This is a genomic window from Phaeocystidibacter marisrubri, assembly GCF_008933165.1.
In the GTDB taxonomy this organism is placed as follows: Bacteria; Bacteroidota; Bacteroidia; order Flavobacteriales; family Schleiferiaceae; genus Phaeocystidibacter; species Phaeocystidibacter marisrubri.
In genome coordinates, this window is the sequence record NZ_WBVQ01000002.1 from 751,404 (window position 1) to 769,927 (window position 18,524).

Consider the following 18,524-nt stretch of genomic DNA (forward strand, 5'->3'; position numbering starts at 1 on the left):
GGATTACGCTGTATTACAGTGTTTCAGAATGAATACCCTATTGAGTATGTCGGCAAAATAGGGGGGATGAAATCATTGTTCTTTGTGTAGAGCATCATCCCCAATTTAAGGTGAAGACCTCCTCTGCTCGTATATCGATACCCGAAGAATGGCAATACTTCCGGCAAATCCGATTCGCGTGTAAAGTCGAAAATCCGCAAAAGTGAAACTTCTACCATATGACGATTTGTTCCTGCTAAAATACCCAATCGGACGGCGGGCCAAAGTCGATTTACATCTACCGCAGGAACCACTCCTCCTCCCACGTTAAAGGCCACTTGATCTCCTACTGGAAATGCACGCTCATAATACACCGCTGGCCACACTAGTATCCCTTCAGCGAGTACAGTATTTCGTCTCATTTGGAACATCGACTCATCGCCGCCATCCGTTACAACTTGACTGGAAGCTCCCCATGAAATGAGCACGCAGAAGGCGATGAAAAGAGAGAAGCGGTTCATGGGATGGTAAATTCGGAGGTAAGGATTGAGAATGTTTGCTTTCTCAATTTACAACTCTTCTGGCACAGAATTGACAGGTGACCAGGCTATTCGGCCCCGACTTATTGAAACCGGAATCGCAGGTAATTAATGGCCTTCCCTTGTTCGCGCCACATTTGCTCGTAATACGTTTGAATGGCAAACAAGATGTGATCGGGTTCTTGTTCTCTCAATTGAAAATCGATATCGTGATACGCCTCCTCTACCACATAACCGTAGGCTTGAACGATACCATGGGTATATCCGTGCAAGAATTCACTGTCGCACTTCAAGTGAACCACGCCGCTATCGGAAAGGACCGTTTTGTATTTCTCAAGAAACTCCGGATTGGTCATTCGGTGTTTCATTCGCTTGTACTTGATTTGAGGGTCTGGGAAAGTGATCCAAATCTCGTCGAGTTCTCCTTCGGCAAAGGCATTGGTGATGAGCTCAATTTTGGTGCGTAAAAAGGCGATGTTGGTAAGGCCTTCCTCCTGTGCCCACTTCGCTCCATTCCACATTCGGTTTCCCTTAATATCTACACCGATATAATTCACGTTGGGGTTTCGCTTTGCCAATCCGAAGGTATACTCCCCTCTACCACAGCCGAGCTCCACAACAATGGGATTATCATTCTGAAAAAAGTCCCTCTTCCAGTTCCCCTTTAGCGGAAAATTTCCCGCATTTACATCCGCCCAATTGGGCTCAATTACGTGACGCATTTCAGCGTTCTCCGCGAATTTTTTGAGCTTGTTCTTTGCCATGGCGCAAAGATACACTGCCAGAGGACAACATGCGCAAAGCACCTGCAGAGCGAATTGTTAACGGCCCTCTTCCATCCCTCCTAAATATTTACCTTTGCCGCTGATTTTAGTACGAATCCATCCAATTATACACGTCATTCATGGCTGCACAACCGGAAGACCAGTTTAAGAATGTAATTAGTCACGCCAAAGAATACGGCTTTGTATTCCAAAGTAGTGAGATCTATGACGGCCTTAGTGCTGTATACGACTACGGTCAAAATGGTGCTCTCCTCAAGAACAATCTCAAAGAGTATTGGTGGAGAAGCATGGTTCAGCTTCACGAAAACATCGTGGGAATCGACTCGGCTATTTTCATGCACCCTTCTGTGTGGAAAGCATCAGGTCACGTAGATGCATTTAACGATCCGATGATTGACAACAAAGACAGCAAGAAGCGTTACCGCGCAGATGTCTTGATTGAAGATCACATGGAGAAGATCAATCAAAAAGCCGACAAAGAGGTTGCAAAAGCAGCAAAGCGCTTTGGAGAGTCTTTTGATGAAGCCATGTTCCGCAAGACCAATCCTCGCGTATTGAAGTATGTGGATCAAGTAGATGCTATCCGCACTCGCTTTGTGAAGGCATTGGAAGAGAACGACTTGGCAGACCTCAAGCAATTAATTGAAGACGAAGGGATTACTTGCCCTATTTCAGGTTCAAAAAACTGGACTGAAGTTCGTCAGTTCAACTTGATGTTCGGAACTAAATTGGGTTCTGTTGCTGAAGATGCCAGCGACCTTTACCTCCGTCCGGAAACCGCACAAGGTATCTTCGTGAACTTCTTGAACGTTCAGAAAACAGGCCGAATGAAGATTCCATTTGGAATTGCCCAAATCGGTAAGGCATTCAGAAACGAAATCGTGGCTCGCCAGTTTATTTTCCGCATGCGCGAATTCGAACAAATGGAGATGCAATTCTTCGTTCGTCCGGGTGAAGAAATGAAGTGGTACGAGTACTGGAAGGAGCACCGCATGAAGTGGCATAAATTGTTGGGCTTGGGCGAAGACAACTACCGCTTCCACGACCATGACAAACTAGCGCATTACGCCAATGCGGCGGCTGATATCGAATTCAACTTCCCATTTGGCTTCAAAGAGCTAGAGGGAATTCACTCACGCACCGACTTCGACTTGGGCCGTCACCAAGAAATGAGCGGTAAGAAGTTACAGTACTTCGATCCAGAAATCAACAAGAACTACGTGCCTTATGTGGTGGAAACTTCGGTAGGTCTAGACCGTCTCTTCTTAGGGACCCTAGCCACGGCCTACACGGAAGAAACCTTAGAAGATGGAAGCACACGTACGGTACTTCGCCTACCTCTTCCCCTTGCACCAATCAAAGCTGCAATTCTGCCTTTGTTGAGAAAAGATGGCTTGCCTGAATTGGCTCGTGAGATTTTCAACGATCTCAAGTTTGATTTCCAAGTCCAATATGACGAGAAAGATGCGATTGGAAAACGATACCGCCGACAAGATGCAGTGGGTACACCATTGTGTATAACTGTAGACCACGACAGCCTTGAGGATAAAACGGTAACGATCCGTCACCGTGATTCTATGGAGCAAGAAAGGGTGAGTATAGACTCTCTTAACCAAAGACTAAGAGAGCTAGTAAGCATGGAAACACTCTTGAAAAAGTTGTAAAAAAGGCTTTAATCCCTGTAAGAATCTACTGTCGAGACTTGCGTAGGTCATAAATAATTTTACTTTTGCGCCCGTTTCCTGAGCTTAACTCACTAATTCAACGAGACATGAAAAAAGTAAGTCTTTTCGCTGCCGCTCTTGCTATGACTGCAATGGTAGCTTGTAACAATGGAGAATCTACAGGTGAAGCAGTTGATACTGCTATCGAGAATGTAGAAGAAGGAGCTGAGAATGCTGCTGAAGCAACTGAAGAAGCAGTTGAAGAAGTAGCTGACGAAGCTGAAGCAGCTATGGATTCAGTAGAAGAAGCTACTGATGAGGCTGTTGACGATCATGAAGGTCACGACCACATGTAATTCTTCTCCAGAAGAAAAAATGAACCCCGACAATGCCGATGCATGTCGGGGTTTTTTATTGATGCTCTTTCCCTTTTAAGGAAGCTCTGGTCTCGGAATCGTATCGCTGTAAGCACCTACCGACAGCAAAGCCGATTTGATCACTGGGTCTGTTTGGAATACCACTGGATAGTAACCATCCTTACCCCACACTGTTTCGGCAATCACCGCTTTTAATCGAAGTTCAATAAAGGCGCGCATTTCGTCGTCAATTCGCTCTTCGTACTTCAGCACATCGAGCTTCTCCAACAACTCCAAGTACAAATCTTGCGGCACATTCCACGAATCGATAAAGTCACGGCGATTGACACCTCCGAATTCGGCTCTTCGTGAATCCACGTAATCAAAGGCGAAATCCGAAAGACGCGAATACCCGAACTGATGGTAGAGCATGCCATAGGTAAATATGGAGCTGTCTATTGGCACAAAGATATCTGGCATAATTCCGCCTCCCCCATATACTACCTTTCCACCTTCGGTTACAAAGCGCTCATCGTGATCAAACTTAGAGCTATCTGGACGGAAGAGCTCTCCATCTTCAATTCTCTGAATATTGTCCATTTGATAGGCATCGTATCCATTGTCATACGGTTTCTGAATACTTCTTCCCGTTGGAGTATAGTATTTGGATGTGGTTAGGCGCATGCGAGATCCATCGTTCAAGGACATTTCTTGCTGAACCAGCCCTTTGCCAAAAGTGCGTCGACCAACAATGATCGCTCTATCATTGTCTTGCAGCGCTCCCGCTACCACTTCAGATGCACTCGCAGAAGATTCGTTCACCAACACCACCACTTCACCGTATTCAAAGATTCCTCTATTGGTAGCAGTTGACGTGTGCTTCTCTCCATCTCTGTCCACCGTATACACTATGGTTTTACCTTCAGAAAGGAATGCATCGGCCATGTCTTTTGCACTTTCCAACAAGCCTCCAGGATTATCTCTCAAATCCAAAATGAGGGTATTCATCCCCTGGCGTTCCAAACTTCGAATGGCGAAGTTGAATTCATCCATGGTGTTATCCGCAAATCGATTCACCTTAACCAGCCCCACGGAGTCGTTTAACATGTAGCTCACATCTACAGAGTGAATCGGAATTGGTCCTCGGGTAATCGCGATGGAGCGCGAAAGCGTCTCACCTCTTCCCATCACTTCCACATAAACCTCTTCTCCAGAAGGTCCGCGCAGCGTTTCCACCAAAGGAGCCGTCGTTTCATAATCGCCAATCACACTTAGATCATCAATGGCGATAATTCGATCTCCCGCTTTCAAGCCAGCCCGCATTGCTGGTCCTTCGGGAATGACGCGAATCACAGTTACGGTGTCTTTACGAACGCGGAATTCAATTCCAACCCCATCAAAACTCCCTTGGATAGATTCCTCTTGTGCTTGAACATCTCTTTGAGAGATATAAGAGCTATGAGGGTCCAACTTGTGAAGCATATCGCGAATGGTGAGATCCAAGAGACTATCTGTATTCACATCCACCACATACTTGTAGTCGATATAATCAATAATCTGACGGATCTTCTGCTGCTTCGACTCCTCGTTGGGTCGAGCTGGATAATTATATCTAGACCCCACGAACATTCCCACAACAACAGCTGCGGCAATAATCATAGGTAAGTAAATCTGTCTTGCTTTCATTCGTCATCTGGGTTGAGCTGACACACCTCTACTCCCGCCTTTTCTAGAAACTCTAATCCGGAAGTATCCTTGTAACGTTCGATGTACACCAATCGTTTTATACCCGCTTGGTGAATCAACTTGCTACAATCCTTGCATGGGGACATGGTGAGATATAGTGTAGCGCCATCGCAGGAGTGATTAGACGATGCAACCTTGGTAATTGCATTAGCCTCCGCATGAAGCACATACCACTTCGTGTACCCTTCTTCATCTTCACAGATGTTCTCAAAACCCGAAGGTGTTCCATTGTACCCATCGCTGATAATCATGCGATCCCTCACCAAGAGTGAACCCACTTGGCGACGGTTACAGTAAGAAAGTTTGGCCCATTCCTGCGCCATTCTGAGATAGGCGAAATCGTACTTGCGTTGTTTTTGGCTCACCATGAAACGAAAGAGGATGTAATTGTTGTCAGCTCAAATAGAGATAAGACTTCAAAGGTAGCATTTTGAAACACCTCCTGTTAAATAGAGGAAAATGTCATTCTCAAAGAGACAAAATCTGAGGGAAAAAGTTCTTTCTCTATGAAAAGTACGCCACGAAGATCTGAAAGAACAGCGCATTTCGAAGATTAGAGAAAAGTGCGAATATGTGTAGACAAGTGTTGATTGTAGAGGTGAGCTCACGTCAAAATACGCATGGAACCCCGTGACATTCCATCAGAAGAAAAGGCCAAAGACCATTTACAAACCGCTGACATATTGTATTTTAGCACCTACGAAAGAGAGGGGATGAGGTAGAAATAAAAAAGCCTCCCGAAAGATTCGAGAGGCTTTTGTGCCCAGGGCGGGAGTCGAACCCGCACACCAGTGGTACACGAGTTTGAGTCGTGCGCGTCTACCAATTCCGCCACCTGGGCTCCTGATGAGCGGGCAAAACTACAACATAGAAATGTGGTTATGCAAGTGTCTGACGAAAAAATTTATCGAATAGTTTACCAGGCACCCATCTTTCTGCTAAAGTTTATTACATTTGCAGCCCTTTTGGATGAATGTGAAAGCATAACAGTTTCAAAGGTTTAAAGATCATTAAAGATCCAGCCACGAAAAATCGAATATGATACCATCGGCGAAGATTTTTGCAGGACGCGGAACAAAGGCATTAGCAGAGCGCATTGCTGAAGCGTATGGACAACCCTTAGGTGAGGTTGCGATTACGGAATTCAGTGATGGAGAGTTCCAGCCGTCGTTTGAAGAAACGGTAAGAGGCGGACGAGTATTTCTCGTTCAATCTACCAACCCACCAGCAGAGAACTTGTTGGAGCTTCTTCAGATGATTGATGCAGCAAAACGTGCATCTGCAAAACACATCACCGCGGTTATTCCTTATTTCGGACTTGCACGTCAGGACCGCAAGGACAAGCCACGTGTACCGATTGGGGCGAAATTGGTGGCTAATCTTTTGACCGCAGCAGGTGCCACTCGAATCATGACCATGGATCTACACGCAGATCAGATTCAAGGTTTCTTCGAAGTACCAGTAGATCACTTGTTCTCAAGCAGCCTTTTCCTTCCAGATATCGAGGCCTTGAAATTGGACAACTTGACGATTGCATCTCCAGATATGGGAGGTTCGAAGCGTGCAAACGCTTACGGCAATCAGTTGGGTGCAGAAGTAGTGATTTGCTACAAGCAGCGTAAGAAAGCGAATGTGATTGATAAGATGACCGTAATTGGTGATGTTAAAGATCGCAACATCGTATTGCTCGACGATATGGTAGACACAGCCGGAACATTGACGAAGGCTGCCGATATGTTGTTGGAAAAAGGCGCGAAGAGCGTTCGTGCATATTGTACGCACGGAGTTCTTTCTGGAAACGCCATTGAAAGAATTGAAAACTCGGCTTTGGAAGAATTGGTAATTACCGATACCCTACCAGGCAGTCGAGAGAGCGATAAAATCCGCGTTCTCAGCGTGGCTGAAATCTTTGCTTCAGTAATGAAGAAAGTTCACCACCATGAGTCTATTAGCGGACACTTTGTAATGTAATCAGGGAATCTTAATCGATAGTAGTAATGAATTCAATCGCTATCAAGGGTACGGTTCGCACCGATCTCGGAACTAAATACGCAAAAAACCTTCGCAAAGAAGGTCAAGTTCCATGCGTTGTTTACGGTGGTGAAGAAACCATCCACTTCTCAGCTCCAATCCTCGCTTTCCGCGACCTTGTGTACACCTCTATGGTACACAAAGCAGAAATCGAGCTTGACGGAAAGAAGGTTGAAGCCGTAGTTCAAGACATGCAATTTGATCCATTGACCGACGAGCTCGTTCACATGGACCTAGTTGAACTTGTAGAAGGTAAAGAAGTAACAGTACAAGCCCCAGTACGTTTGAACGGTAATGCCCGTGGTGTACGTAATGGTGGTAAGTTGAAGCACTTCTTGCGCTACCTTAAAGTGAAGGCTCTTCCACAAGATATCCCAGCTTCTATTGAGCTTGATATCACAGACCTTCGCATCGGCCAAGCAATCCGCGTAGGCGCAGTTAAGACTGACAAATACGCTGTATTGAACGCTGAGTCAGCTGTCATCGTAACTATCAAAACAGCTCGTAACGCTGTTGAAGATACAGACGAAGAAGAAGGTGACGATGCTGCTGAAGGCGCTGAAGCTCCAGCTGCTGAAGCAACTGCAGAATAATAATCTACAAAGAAGGTCGGCTTGAAGAAGTTCTTGATCTTCGGACTAGGGAATCCGGGAGCGGAATACAACCGCACCCGACACAACATTGGATTTGAGGTGTTGGATGCTTTGGCGTCCGACACCTCTTCTTTTTCTTCAGAACGCTACGCAGATGTGGCGCGAGTTCGTGTGAAAGGACGTGAGCTTATTCTGGTGAAACCCAATACCTACATGAACCTTAGCGGCAAAGCAGTCCGCTATTGGATGGAAACAGAAAAGGTCCCACTCGAGAATATCCTCGTTGTGGTGGACGAACTCGCCCTACCCTTGGGCGCCATCCGAATGAAACTCAAAGGTTCAGACGGAGGTCACAACGGCCTCAAAAGCATCCAACAACTCTTGGGCAGATCCGACTATCCTCGACTTCGCTTTGGCATTGGAAACGAATTTTCCAAAGGTCAACAAGTAGATTTCGTCCTGGGTAAATGGACCGAAGAGGAATGGAAAAACCTCCAACCCCGCATCAAAAAAGCCACAGAAGCCATTCAAAGCTTTGCATTGGCCGGGCCACAGATTACGATGAATCAGTTTAATGGGTAGTGAGTATTTTGTACAGGATCCCTAGTTGACCTGTACGAAACAACACATTATTATCCAGGCTTGTTGTTCCTCAGAAGGTGTTTTCTTTCCCCACAACTCCCTATCTCTAAGAAACAGCCTTGCTCCATACAGACGGTCATCCGCTTCCATCCAGTACTCCTAACACGGAACACCGAACTTAGGACGATCAACCAAACAAATCCCTCACCACATCCTCAACCTTACCCACTTTGGCAACGGCGATTCCGTTTGGAACTTTTTCGAGTTGGGCCGATTTGGAGATAAGCATGCGTTCGAAGCCCAATTTTGCCGCTTCGTTAACCCGGTGATCTATTCGGCTAGATGGACGGATTTCTCCTGCTAAGCCAACCTCTCCGGCAAAGCAAATGGAATGATGAATGGGCATGTCTTGATCGGAAGAGAGGATAGCCGCAACTACAGCAAGATCGATAGCAGGATCATCTACCTTAATACCTCCAGTAACGTTGAGGAAGACATCTTTGGCTCCCAAGCGGAAGCCACATCGCTTCTCTAAAACCGCTAAGAGCATGTTTAAGCGCTTAACGTCAAATCCAGTAGAAGAACGTTGTGGAGTTCCATAGACAGCGGTTGAAACAAGCGCTTGAATTTCTACGAGCATGGGTCGAACACCTTCCACCATGACGGCGATAGCCGTTCCGCTCAGATGTTCATTGCCGTTGGACAAAAGAACTTCAGATGGATTCGGAACCTCGCGAAGCCCCTCTCCTCTCATCTCATAAATACCCAACTCAGAAGTAGAACCAAAACGGTTCTTTTGTCCGCGCAAGAGGCGATAAATATGATGACGATCTCCTTCAAACTGAAGGACTACATCTACCATGTGTTCGAGCACTTTTGGCCCGGCAAGACTACCCTCTTTTGTGATGTGCCCTATCAATACCACAGGAATTCCCGTGGTTTTAGCAAAGTGCAAAAACTCAGCTGCACACTCACGAATTTGAGAAACACTACCCGGACTTGCATCCAAGGCTTCCGAGTGCAAGGTTTGAATGGAATCTACCACAACCAAGGTCGGCTGCATATTATCAGCGTGCTGAAAGATGTGTTGTGTGCGAGTCTCTGTTAGAATGAAACATTCGTCATTCTGAATGCCGATTCTCTCCGCTCGCATACGAACCTGATGATCCGACTCCTCACCTGAAACATACAAAACACTGGAGTTGTAGCGCAATGCCATTTGGAGCATCAAAGTCGATTTTCCAATACCAGGCTCACCTCCCAAAAGGATGAGCGACCCCGGAACAATTCCGCCTCCTAATACCCGATCAAGTTCATTGTCGTTTGTACCACTCCTCACCGTTTGATCGTAGGCAATGCTTCGGATGGGCGTTGGACTCTTTCTCTCTGGCAGAGCAGAGCGACCACTTTGTACAGCTTTTGAATCAGGCTTAGAGAGAACCTCTTCAACAAGCGTATTCCATTCGTGGCAACGAGAACATTGTCCCATCCACTGACTATGCTGAGCGCCGCAGTTCTGACAGAACCACGCCTTTTTAACTTTGGCCATGCCGAAAGGTGAGTGTTTAGAAGTGAATTAAGCCTTCTTCTTGAGGCGTCGTTCAAGGTACAAAATGAACATTGCTAAAGCACCTGTTCCAAGCAACATTAGTGTTTGTCCGCTGTGAACGATAGTGGCAAAAGTTAGCCCTACTTCAGAAGTAAACCCTAGAACCACCATAGCAGACATTACCAAGTAATGGTAAGCGCCAATTCCACCAGGTACGGGAATAACGATACCCAAACTTGCCGCTACCATGATGAACAGTCCATCTGCAATGGTCAGGTGTGCGGTTTCATCAATAGCGAAGAAACAGATATACACCATAAAGAAATAACACAACCAAATGAAAACGCTGTGAAACCAGAAGGCTGCTTGACGCTTCATCTTGAAAACCGCCTTAAAACCTTCCTTCAGTCCTTCATAGAAATCGCGCACCTTAACAAAGAGCGGAGAAGCTTGAATGCGTTCGCGGAAGGCAAAGAAAAGCAACACCGCCGCGGCGACTAACCCCAGAAGGATATAGAGAATATAGGAACTTCCACCCTCTTCACCTGAGCCAGAAGCTGTTATGTTAAACAGTTGCTCGATGTAATCAAAATTGACCACTACTGCGCCGCCAAACACAAGGATGAGAAAAACCATATCGATTGTTCTCTCTAGCAAAACGGTTCCAAAGAGCTTATTGACCGGAATGTCCTCCACTTGATTTAGCGAGGTACAACGGGCTAACTCTCCTGCTCTTGGCAGGGCTAAGTTCACAAAGTAAAGGGTAGAAACAGAGTGAATACTATTCCATGATTTTGGATGATACCCTAGAGGTTCCAAAAGGAGTTTCCAACGCAAGCCGCGAGAAACAATGGCCGCATAGCCAATAATCATAGAAGCCAAAACATATCCGTAGTGCGCCTGCTTTAAATCTGTCCAAAGCTCTTGCGGATCTACATTCTTGAACGCCAATCCGAGCAATGCCGCGGCAATTACTGCGAAAAGGGTGTACTTCAGGATATTTTTGGTTAGAGGATTCAAAGGCTCGATTTAAGAGAGAGAATTGTTCTCCTCATTTGGGAAAACAATAGATGGTTTAAAGGTCTTCGCCTCTTCTGGAGTCATTGTGGCGTATGAAATGATGATGATAATATCCCCTGCTTGAACTCTTCGTGCTGCAGGACCATTCAACGTAATCTCACCTGAACCGCGTTGTCCGGTGATTACATACGTATCCAAACGCTCACCATTGTTCACGTTTACGATAGACACCTTCTCCCCTTCCATGATGCCACTAGCATCCATAAGGTCGCGATCAACCGTGATACTACCCACGTAGTTCAGGTCGGCCCCCGTGACTTTTACACGGTGGATTTTGCTCTTGACAACTTCAATAAACATGGCGCAAAAGTAGTTAATTCAAAGACAAATTGTCGATTAATCTGACCTCACCAGCATAGGCTGCCACGAAAACGCGTGGCCTTTCCGAATTCTCCCATTTCTCAAGGGGTTCAAGGGAATCTTCATCCGCAATTACGATGTATTCTGGACGCAAACCTGCAGCCGATATAGCTTCATTAGCCATGGTAACAGAATCAGAGACAGATCGTTCATCCTTAGTGGCACGAATGGCATTCATTGCCTGATAAATGGCAACGGCTGCTTCTTTAAACACAGGCTCTAAGAGCATGTTTCGGGAAGACATTGCAAGGCCTGAAGACTCTCTTTTGGTAGGAGAAACTACAATCTCAACCGGGTGGTTTTTAAGAGACGTCATTCGTTTGATGACAGCTACCTGTTGGTAATCCTTCTCGCCAAAAATGGCCACGTCTGGATTCACCGATTGAAACAATCTGTCCACAATGGTTGCCACACCTTGAAAGTGCCCCGGTCGGAATTCACCTTCCATGACATCTTCCAAATGTCCCAAATCGTAGAAATCGCTTTCCACCTCATCGGGATAGAGTTCGTCTACTTTTGGAAACCAAACCACGTCACATCCCGCCGATTCCAACTTCTTAGAATCCCCTTCTTCATCGCGTGGATATCGCTCTAAATCTCTGGGATTATTGAACTGTGTTGGGTTGACAAACACACTCACGACAACGATGTCCGATATCGCCTTAGCCTGCGCTACAAGCTGAAGATGGCCATCGTGCAAAGCCCCCATGGTTGGTACAAAACCAACGCGTCCGTCCTGCGACTCAATGTAATTTGAGAGCTCTTCTCTCGTTCTAAAAATGTGCATTTGATACGTGCTATCGTGCTGCAAAGCTAACGGTTAGCTTGAAACATCGCTAGAAAAGACGTACCTTTGCACGCTACATTATTGTTGAAAAGGCCTTTTGCAGATGGAATCGAAGCGTATACTTTATATCTCTCAGGAAATTCGTCCATACTTACCGGAATCTCCAATTTCTAAACCGAGCTTGGAACTCCCTAAGAAAATGAATGAAGCAGGACACGAAGTTCGTGTGTTCATGCCTCGTTATGGAGTGATCAATGAGAGACGGCACCAATTGCACGAAGTGATTCGCCTCAGTGGTATGAACATCGTTATCAACGATATGGACCAACCCTTGATCATCAAGGTTGCTTCTGTACCACAAGCCCGACTACAAGTTTACTTTATTGATAACGAAGAGTACTTCAAGCGCAAGTCAACCCTTATCAACGACAAGAAAGAACTTCATCCAGATAACGACGAACGCGCTTTGTTCTTCGCGAAGAGCGTGATCGAAACCGTTCGCAAACTCGGATGGAAACCAGACATCATCCACGTAAACGGATGGTTCTGTTCTGCGGTTCCAATGTATTTGAAAAAATTCAATGCAGACGACCCACACTTTTCTGATGCCAAGATCGTTTACTCGCTATACAACGAGTCGTTTGACGGTCAGCTAGGGCCAAACCTTGCCGCGGGAATGAAGTTTGACGGTGTAGAATATCCTGGATTCTTCAATGAGCCGACTTTCGAAAACTTGCACAAGGGCGCACTTGAATACTGTGATGCAGTGGTTAAAGCCCACGACGAAGTACCGGAATCTCTCTTGGAATTTGCCAAGGAAAAAGATCTTCCGATCTTCGAATGCATTGGCGAGGTAGACAAACCAGCATTAAAATCGTTTTACGAAAACGTTGTTTTAGAAGACGTCACCGCCTAAATCAGGCTTTCTGAATGAAACGAAATACACTTTACTCACTCACTACTAAGGCCATTGTTTCAATGGCTTTAGTTGTTTTTGTAGGCTGCGAACGAGGCGAAGCAGAATTGGGACTCCCTTACGTGGATGGAGACCAACTGAACTTCGGTCAAATGGAGCGAACGCCCATCATTACATACACGGCACCGTTCGACTCTGTACGCTCTAATTCCCCCACTTCTGGCATTGGCTTAGTGGGTGGATATGACGACAATGTCTTTGGTAGAACCGATGCCAAACTGGTCACCCATTTGGTGCCTAGTGGGGTTCCTACTTTTGGAACGAACCCTATTTGCGACAGTGTTGTTCTCTTTATTCCATATACCGTATCCGACGCTGGTTACTATGGTGACACCACAGTACCTTTTAACATGTCGGTTAAAACGTTGAAGAATTACCTCGACCCCGACAGCAGTTATTACAGCAACCGAAGTTTTGCAACCGATGTTGAGATCGGTAATGCAACCATCGCTGTTCGCCCAAGAACACCACGAGATTGGGACCACCTCAGCGCTAGTCGCCCGGTGCTTCGAGTTCCATTGAACACTTCCTTTGGTCAGAATGTGATTTTCCCACTGGAAGGCTCCAATGCATTTGACAATACCGACAATTTCATTTCAACCATTTACGGAATTGAATTGAGCGGTGATGCCTCTACTCAAGCGATTCTCGGATTGCTTGTACCTTCCACAGATTCGAAAGTGCGCTTCTACTTCCGAAACGACGAAATGGACACCTCACACTACGATTTGCGCATGAGCACATCTACGGAGTTTGTGAGCACTTTTACCCATGACTACAGTACGGCTGCATTCGATATTGACAATCAAGACTCTACGAATGGGGAGGTAGCTTGTTATTCTCAAGCCATGGCAGGTGTCGTTACCATGGTTAAAATTCCAAATCTGCGTCACTACCAAGATTCTGCTTGGATATTGACTCGAGCAGAGTTGAATATTCCCGTAAAAGAGGGATCTGCTGTTAGGCATCGTTTACCGGATCAAATGCAAATCGTTGTAAACGACACTGCTGGTAGAACCGTTGTTTCCGATTACATTTCCGAAGGAGCTTCGGCAGTTGGCGGAACTTTGGTTACGGGAGAATTGCGTGATCACAGCTATAAATTTGTCATCACCCGACAAATGCAGCGCTTCTTGGACGATAAGGATTTCCTTGGGGAATTTATCATTGTTCCAAATAATTCATCATCCGATCAATCCAGAGCAGTTCTGAACGGAAATGGTAGTACCTTAGAACCAGCAGAATTGAAGCTCTATTATTCTCGAACTAACTAAACCTTAACCTATGTGCGGAATCGTAGGATATCTTGGGGAAAGAGATGCCTATCCCATCCTCATTAAAGGATTGCAACGCTTGGAATACCGCGGTTACGACAGTGCTGGCGTTGCCTTGCTAGACCACTCTACCCTTCACCTATACAAGAAAAAAGGAAAGGTTTCTGACCTAGAAGCTGAAGCTGCGGGAAAGAACCAAAGTGGCCACTTGGGAATTGGTCATACGCGTTGGGCTACACACGGACCACCGAACGACAACAACTCTCATCCACACGTTTCGAATAATGGCAAGATTGCCCTTATCCACAACGGTATTATCGAAAACTACTCATCCCTCAAGGAAGCATTGATCTCTAGAGGTTTCGTGTTCCACAGCGACACAGATACCGAGGTTCTTGTGAACTTGATCGAAGATGTAATGAACAGTGAAGACCTCGACTTAGAGAATGCTGTTCGCGTTGCCCTTAACCAAGTGATTGGCGCTTATGCCATTTGTGTATTCTCACTAGAAAACGACAGAACCATTGTTACGGCCAAGATGGGAAGCCCTCTTGTTATTGGCATTGGAAACGATGAGTTCTTTGTGGCTTCTGATGCTACTCCATTCCTAGAGTACACCAAAAAAGCGGTTTACTTGGAAGATGGAGAAATGGCCACCATCAATCTAGATCACGGCTTGCGTGTACGTTCTATTAAGGACAATCGCACCATTGACCCATACGTTCAACAGCTTCAAATGGACTTGGCTTCTATCGAAAAAGGAGGCTACGAACATTTTATGTTGAAGGAGATTTACGAACAACCAAAGGCGATTTACGACACTTTCCGCGGTCGTCTTCTTCCAGATCAGAACATGATCAAAATGGGTGGTTTGTTTGAATACAAAGAGAAATTCCTCAACGCCAACCGCATTATCATTGTAGGTTGTGGAACTTCTTGGCATGCTGGATTGGTAGGTGAGTATCTCTTTGAAGATTTAGCTCGAATCCCGGTAGAAGTAGAATACGCTTCTGAATTCCGTTATAGAAATCCTGTTATCACCGATCAAGATGTGGTGATTGCCATTTCTCAATCTGGAGAAACAGCTGATACACTTGCCGCTATCAAGTTGGCCAAAGAACACGGAGCGACCATTTTTGGTATTTGTAACGTAGTAGGTAGTTCGATTGCACGTGAAACACATGCAGGCGCTTACACGCACGCAGGACCAGAAATTGGCGTGGCTTCTACCAAGGCATTCACAGCTCAGGTTACCGTTCTTTCTCTTTTGGCTATTGAGATTGCCAAGATGAAAGGCACGTTGTCGGAAACGCGCTATCACGAACTACTGGAAGAACTCAACGGAATTCCAAAGAAAATGGAAGCCATGTTGCAGTCTGATTCAAAAGTGCGTGAGATTTCTGAACGATTCAAAGACGCTACTAACTGTTTGTACTTGGGCAGAGGCTACAACTTCCCAGTGGCACTAGAGGGCGCCTTGAAACTCAAAGAAATTAGCTACATCCACGCTGAAGGTTACCCTGCTGCAGAAATGAAGCACGGTCCCATCGCATTGATTGACGAAAACATGCCGGTATTCGTTATTGCTCCAAGAAATGGACAGTACGATAAGATTGTGAGCAACATCCAAGAAGTAAAGGCTCGCAATGGTAAAATCGTTGCAATTGTTAGCGAAGGAGATACAGAAATCGCAAAAATGTCGGACTTCACCCTTGAAATCCCAGACAGCAGCGAGGCCTTCTCTCCCCTTCTAACAACGGTTCCTCTTCAACTCCTTTCTTACCACATTGCGGTAATGAGAGGCTGTAATGTGGATCAGCCTAGAAACCTAGCAAAGTCAGTTACCGTAGAATAACCCGACTTTTGTTCTATACAAACCCCGGCCAATGGTCGGGGTTTTTTGTTTGCTCTAAGTTCCAATACTCCCTAAGGGAAGTACTTATTCTCAAGATATGACCTCTTTTGAGGCACAAGCCAGTTTGCGCTACTGAGCTACAGATCATCTGGAATAGGAGTAGAAAACGGAGCAATCGCCAAACAGGGAATATTTGGAAGCATCTCCTACCGATTCTCAACTAAAAAAAGGGGAAGATGCTAATGCACCCTCCCCTTTTCACGTAATCAGGAAATCTATTATTTCATCGATCCAACCAACTCCATCAGTTCGGAGAGGTCTGGAGTAAGAATCACTTCAATGCGGCGGTTCTTCGCCTTGCCCTCAGCGGTTTCATTACTTGCAAGTGGCAAGTATTCGCCTCTACCAGCAGCCGTAATCCGCTGTGGAGCAATTCCCTCATTGTTCAATAGAATCTTTACCACACTTGTTGAACGCATTACAGAAAGATCCCAGTTGTCTCGCACCTGACCATTGCCACGGTAAGCGTCATCATCTGTATGACCTTCTACCATAATCTTGATATCTGGATTGTCGGCAAGTACAGAGGCCAATTGATTCAATGCATTCTGTCCTTCTTGCTGTACCGTCCAAGAACCCGAAGCGAACAACAATCGGTTCTCCAAGGAAACGTACACTTGACCATTCTTCATCTCCACGGTTAATCCTTTGCCTTCAAAACCGAGAAGAGCATCCGACACGCGTTGTTGAACGTAATTCACTATAGAATCCTGACGAGCAATCACGCCCTCCAGTTCATTCACTCGTGCCTCTCTCGCTTCTAGCATAGATCGAAGCGTAGACAAACTCTCTTGTTCAATACGCAAGCTGTCTTCCTTATCTTCCAATTGATCTTGAAGCGCTTCCAATCGATCCAATAGCGCGCGGTTCTCACGAGCATTATTCGCCAACATCGTGTTGTTGTTGTCTAGCAAAAACTCGTAATTCTTATTCAAATCTTCATAGCTCCTGCGCAATTTGCGAATGGCCATATTCTGATTTACCGTGTCTTGGATCAACTCATCGCGAGCGTCCACACAACGGTCTAAAAGGGCGCGTGCCTCGGTCAAATCCGCACTGCACTCTTCATTCTCCTGTAATAAATTCTCATTGGCGGCAGCCAGCGCGTCGTATTTATCTTGAAGTTCTTGATGAACCTTTGAAGAAACACAACTACTCAAGATTAATGAGCCAGCCGCTACGGCCAATAGACTCTTTGTAATTCTCATGTTGTTATGGTGTTTATCTACCAACGAACGAAGTTAGTATCTCGCATGACTGACCTCGTGCCTCGGTCTAATTTTCTCTTAACCGTCCATTGTTAATACCTGCGGGCATAAAAAAACCCCAACCATGGGCTGGGGTTCTATATATCTCTACTGGGATTTCTTAGTCCAATACAAAGCGTGCTTCTTGCACTTTCGCATCACCAATGTAAATCTCTACGGTGTATGTTCCTTTCACCCAGTCTTCTTTGTCGTACGACAAACAAACATTCTGATCGGTGTTTTCATACCATACACTCTTGCTAGCGGTAAAGAACAATTCATTGCCTTGAACCATGAACTTGTTGGTTGCAAGACTGTCGTTTTGGTTTACAACTACCTTCAATTCTGGAGTAAGAACGCGCATGTACACTTGACGCTCACCCTTTTCGGCAATCGCATTTGCTCCGATAGTGAAACACGCTTTCACGCGCTCTGCTCTGCGGGCACGCTCTGTTTCATCTTCTTCACCACTACTGTATACTTTGTAAGCACCAGCATTGATGGAAGTGAGTTGCAATTGAGAACCTACTTCCACTTCGTTTTGAAGCTCACGAGCTTGGTTAGTCAACTCTTCTGAACGAATGCGCTCTGCATCAAGATTCACTACCAAGGAGTCCTTCACATCTTCAAGCTTGGCATAGGCTTTATTCACGCTATCAACAACAGCAGTGAGGCGATCCACTTCTTTACGCTTGCTTACCGCTTCATTTCTCCAACGGCTCAACTGGCGATCAGACACTTCTTTGGCATTCGACACACTATCGATCATGCTAAGCAATCGAGCCTCTCTCTCAACAATGTAGGCATCCATACTGTCGTTGTTGGATTCCAAACCGCGAATATCAGCCAAAGACTGCTCGAGGTTAGATTGAATAAGCTCAAGTTCTGCAGAAGCATCCTTTACTTCTTTATCCTTTTCCATCAACATGTAACCCAAACCACCAACGGCGAGAAGGAGAATAATGATAATGGCGATTAAACCTTTGTTGCTTTTTTTCTTTTGAGATGTCGGTTCGCTCATAATGACTGTTTTAAATTGGAGTCAGAACAAAGTAAATGCT

At 45.7% G+C, this 18,524-nt stretch carries 18 protein-coding genes and 1 tRNA gene; 8 read left to right on the top strand and 11 right to left on the bottom strand.

Features of this window, described 5'->3' with window-relative positions:
* Positions 1-23: 23 nt before the first annotated feature.
* Entirely contained in the window at positions 24-500 is a 477-nt protein-coding gene (locus F8C82_RS10755; protein ID WP_151693590.1) for a hypothetical protein, read from the bottom strand.
* Positions 501-601: 101 nt separating this feature from the next.
* Positions 602-1,282 (bottom strand): tRNA (guanosine(46)-N7)-methyltransferase TrmB, encoded by a 681-nt coding sequence (trmB, locus tag F8C82_RS10760; protein ID WP_151693591.1) that lies wholly within the window; start codon positions 1,280-1,282, stop codon positions 602-604.
* A 140-nt stretch (positions 1,283-1,422) separates the two neighbouring features.
* On the opposite strand from trmB, the gene F8C82_RS10765 reads away from it, so the two are divergent.
* Both F8C82_RS10765 and F8C82_RS10770 read left to right on the top strand, forming a co-directional pair.
* The gene (locus tag F8C82_RS10765) at positions 1,423-2,967 is read left to right on the top strand and encodes a glycine--tRNA ligase (protein ID WP_151693592.1); all 1,545 of its coding nucleotides are present in this window, start codon (positions 1,423-1,425) and stop codon (positions 2,965-2,967) included.
* A gap of 107 nt (positions 2,968-3,074) precedes the next feature.
* Positions 3,075-3,323 (top strand): hypothetical protein, encoded by a 249-nt coding sequence (locus F8C82_RS10770; RefSeq protein WP_151693593.1) that lies wholly within the window; start codon positions 3,075-3,077, stop codon positions 3,321-3,323.
* Between the two features lie 75 nt (positions 3,324-3,398).
* Here the strand turns inward: F8C82_RS10770 and F8C82_RS10775 are convergent, their stop codons facing one another.
* The 3 genes from F8C82_RS10775 to F8C82_RS10785 form a co-directional block, all read right to left on the bottom strand.
* On the bottom strand, positions 3,399-5,009 hold the full coding sequence (locus tag F8C82_RS10775; RefSeq protein ID WP_151693594.1) for a S41 family peptidase: 1,611 nt from the start codon (positions 5,007-5,009) through the stop codon (positions 3,399-3,401).
* Positions 5,006-5,437, bottom strand: a complete 432-nt coding sequence (locus F8C82_RS10780) for a deoxycytidylate deaminase (protein ID WP_151693595.1) — start codon at positions 5,435-5,437, stop codon at positions 5,006-5,008. The genes F8C82_RS10775 and F8C82_RS10780 overlap by 4 nt, the downstream gene beginning before the upstream one ends.
* A gap of 392 nt (positions 5,438-5,829) precedes the next feature.
* Positions 5,830-5,910: transfer RNA gene (locus F8C82_RS10785), tRNA-Leu, on the bottom strand.
* A 197-nt stretch (positions 5,911-6,107) separates the two neighbouring features.
* Here F8C82_RS10785 and F8C82_RS10790 point away from each other — a divergent pair.
* From F8C82_RS10790 to pth, 3 genes are read left to right on the top strand one after another with little or no spacing between them, the layout of a single operon-like run.
* The gene (locus F8C82_RS10790) at positions 6,108-7,040 is read left to right on the top strand and encodes a ribose-phosphate pyrophosphokinase (RefSeq protein ID WP_151693596.1); all 933 of its coding nucleotides are present in this window, start codon (positions 6,108-6,110) and stop codon (positions 7,038-7,040) included.
* Between the two features lie 26 nt (positions 7,041-7,066).
* Positions 7,067-7,693: a 50S ribosomal protein L25/general stress protein Ctc gene (locus F8C82_RS10795; protein ID WP_151693597.1), complete on the top strand. Its 627-nt coding sequence runs from the start codon at positions 7,067-7,069 to the stop codon at positions 7,691-7,693.
* Between the two features lie 21 nt (positions 7,694-7,714).
* A complete protein-coding gene (pth, locus tag F8C82_RS10800) occupies positions 7,715-8,275 on the top strand; it encodes an aminoacyl-tRNA hydrolase (protein ID WP_151693598.1) in 561 nt (186 codons plus the stop codon).
* Between the two features lie 187 nt (positions 8,276-8,462).
* Here pth and radA read toward each other — a convergent pair whose 3' ends face one another.
* The 4 genes from radA to panC are packed head-to-tail and all read right to left on the bottom strand — an operon-like array spanning position 8,463 to position 12,051.
* Positions 8,463-9,824, bottom strand: a complete 1,362-nt coding sequence (radA, locus tag F8C82_RS10805; RefSeq protein ID WP_151693599.1) for a DNA repair protein RadA — start codon at positions 9,822-9,824, stop codon at positions 8,463-8,465.
* 27 nt (positions 9,825-9,851) lie between these two features.
* Positions 9,852-10,844: a lysylphosphatidylglycerol synthase transmembrane domain-containing protein gene (locus F8C82_RS10810; protein WP_170266233.1), complete on the bottom strand. Its 993-nt coding sequence runs from the start codon at positions 10,842-10,844 to the stop codon at positions 9,852-9,854.
* A 9-nt stretch (positions 10,845-10,853) separates the two neighbouring features.
* On the bottom strand, positions 10,854-11,204 hold the full coding sequence (panD, locus tag F8C82_RS10815; RefSeq protein ID WP_151693601.1) for an aspartate 1-decarboxylase: 351 nt from the start codon (positions 11,202-11,204) through the stop codon (positions 10,854-10,856).
* 13 nt (positions 11,205-11,217) lie between these two features.
* Positions 11,218-12,051, bottom strand: coding sequence for a pantoate--beta-alanine ligase (gene panC / locus F8C82_RS10820; protein ID WP_170266234.1), 834 nt, complete (start codon positions 12,049-12,051; stop codon positions 11,218-11,220).
* Between the two features lie 103 nt (positions 12,052-12,154).
* Between panC and F8C82_RS10825 the strand changes: the two genes are divergently transcribed.
* From F8C82_RS10825 to glmS, 3 genes are read left to right on the top strand one after another with little or no spacing between them, the layout of a single operon-like run.
* Complete coding sequence (locus tag F8C82_RS10825; RefSeq protein ID WP_151693603.1) at positions 12,155-12,967, top strand: glycogen/starch synthase; 813 nt, start codon at positions 12,155-12,157, stop codon at positions 12,965-12,967.
* Positions 12,968-12,981: 14 nt separating this feature from the next.
* Positions 12,982-14,301 carry a DUF4270 family protein gene (locus F8C82_RS10830; protein WP_151693604.1) on the top strand — a complete coding sequence of 440 codons (1,320 nt, stop codon included), beginning with the start codon at positions 12,982-12,984 and terminating at the stop codon, positions 14,299-14,301.
* Positions 14,302-14,311: 10 nt separating this feature from the next.
* On the top strand, positions 14,312-16,156 hold the full coding sequence (glmS, locus tag F8C82_RS10835; RefSeq protein ID WP_151693605.1) for a glutamine--fructose-6-phosphate transaminase (isomerizing): 1,845 nt from the start codon (positions 14,312-14,314) through the stop codon (positions 16,154-16,156).
* A 278-nt stretch (positions 16,157-16,434) separates the two neighbouring features.
* Here the strand turns inward: glmS and F8C82_RS10840 are convergent, their stop codons facing one another.
* Both F8C82_RS10840 and F8C82_RS10845 read right to left on the bottom strand, forming a co-directional pair.
* Entirely contained in the window at positions 16,435-17,424 is a 990-nt protein-coding gene (locus F8C82_RS10840) for an OmpA/MotB family protein (RefSeq protein ID WP_151693606.1), read from the bottom strand.
* A 160-nt stretch (positions 17,425-17,584) separates the two neighbouring features.
* The gene (locus F8C82_RS10845; RefSeq protein ID WP_151693607.1) at positions 17,585-18,484 is read right to left on the bottom strand and encodes an ATP-binding protein; all 900 of its coding nucleotides are present in this window, start codon (positions 18,482-18,484) and stop codon (positions 17,585-17,587) included.
* Positions 18,485-18,524: the final 40 nt, after the last annotated feature.

Excerpts from the sequence above, each read along its gene's own strand:
- panC (WP_170266234.1), bottom strand. The coding sequence starts at position 12,051 with ATGCACATTTTTAGAACGAGAGAAGAGCTCTCAAATTACATTGAGTCG.
- glmS (WP_151693605.1), top strand. The coding sequence starts at position 14,312 with ATGTGCGGAATCGTAGGATATCTTGGGGAAAGAGATGCCTATCCCATC.
- F8C82_RS10780 (WP_151693595.1), bottom strand. The coding sequence starts at position 5,437 with ATGGTGAGCCAAAAACAACGCAAGTACGATTTCGCCTATCTCAGAATG.
- radA (WP_151693599.1), bottom strand. The coding sequence starts at position 9,824 with ATGGCCAAAGTTAAAAAGGCGTGGTTCTGTCAGAACTGCGGCGCTCAG.
- F8C82_RS10830 (WP_151693604.1), top strand. The coding sequence starts at position 12,982 with ATGAAACGAAATACACTTTACTCACTCACTACTAAGGCCATTGTTTCA.
- F8C82_RS10795 (WP_151693597.1), top strand. The coding sequence starts at position 7,067 with ATGAATTCAATCGCTATCAAGGGTACGGTTCGCACCGATCTCGGAACT.
- F8C82_RS10775 (WP_151693594.1), bottom strand. The coding sequence starts at position 5,009 with ATGAAAGCAAGACAGATTTACTTACCTATGATTATTGCCGCAGCTGTT.
- panD (WP_151693601.1), bottom strand. The coding sequence starts at position 11,204 with ATGTTTATTGAAGTTGTCAAGAGCAAAATCCACCGTGTAAAAGTCACG.
- F8C82_RS10755 (WP_151693590.1), bottom strand. The coding sequence starts at position 500 with ATGAACCGCTTCTCTCTTTTCATCGCCTTCTGCGTGCTCATTTCATGG.
- F8C82_RS10840 (WP_151693606.1), bottom strand. The coding sequence starts at position 17,424 with ATGAGAATTACAAAGAGTCTATTGGCCGTAGCGGCTGGCTCATTAATC.
- F8C82_RS10765 (WP_151693592.1), top strand. The coding sequence starts at position 1,423 with ATGGCTGCACAACCGGAAGACCAGTTTAAGAATGTAATTAGTCACGCC.
- trmB (WP_151693591.1), bottom strand. The coding sequence starts at position 1,282 with ATGGCAAAGAACAAGCTCAAAAAATTCGCGGAGAACGCTGAAATGCGT.
- F8C82_RS10825 (WP_151693603.1), top strand. The coding sequence starts at position 12,155 with ATGGAATCGAAGCGTATACTTTATATCTCTCAGGAAATTCGTCCATAC.
- F8C82_RS10845 (WP_151693607.1), bottom strand. The coding sequence starts at position 18,484 with ATGAGCGAACCGACATCTCAAAAGAAAAAAAGCAACAAAGGTTTAATC.
- F8C82_RS10790 (WP_151693596.1), top strand. The coding sequence starts at position 6,108 with ATGATACCATCGGCGAAGATTTTTGCAGGACGCGGAACAAAGGCATTA.
- F8C82_RS10770 (WP_151693593.1), top strand. The coding sequence starts at position 3,075 with ATGAAAAAAGTAAGTCTTTTCGCTGCCGCTCTTGCTATGACTGCAATG.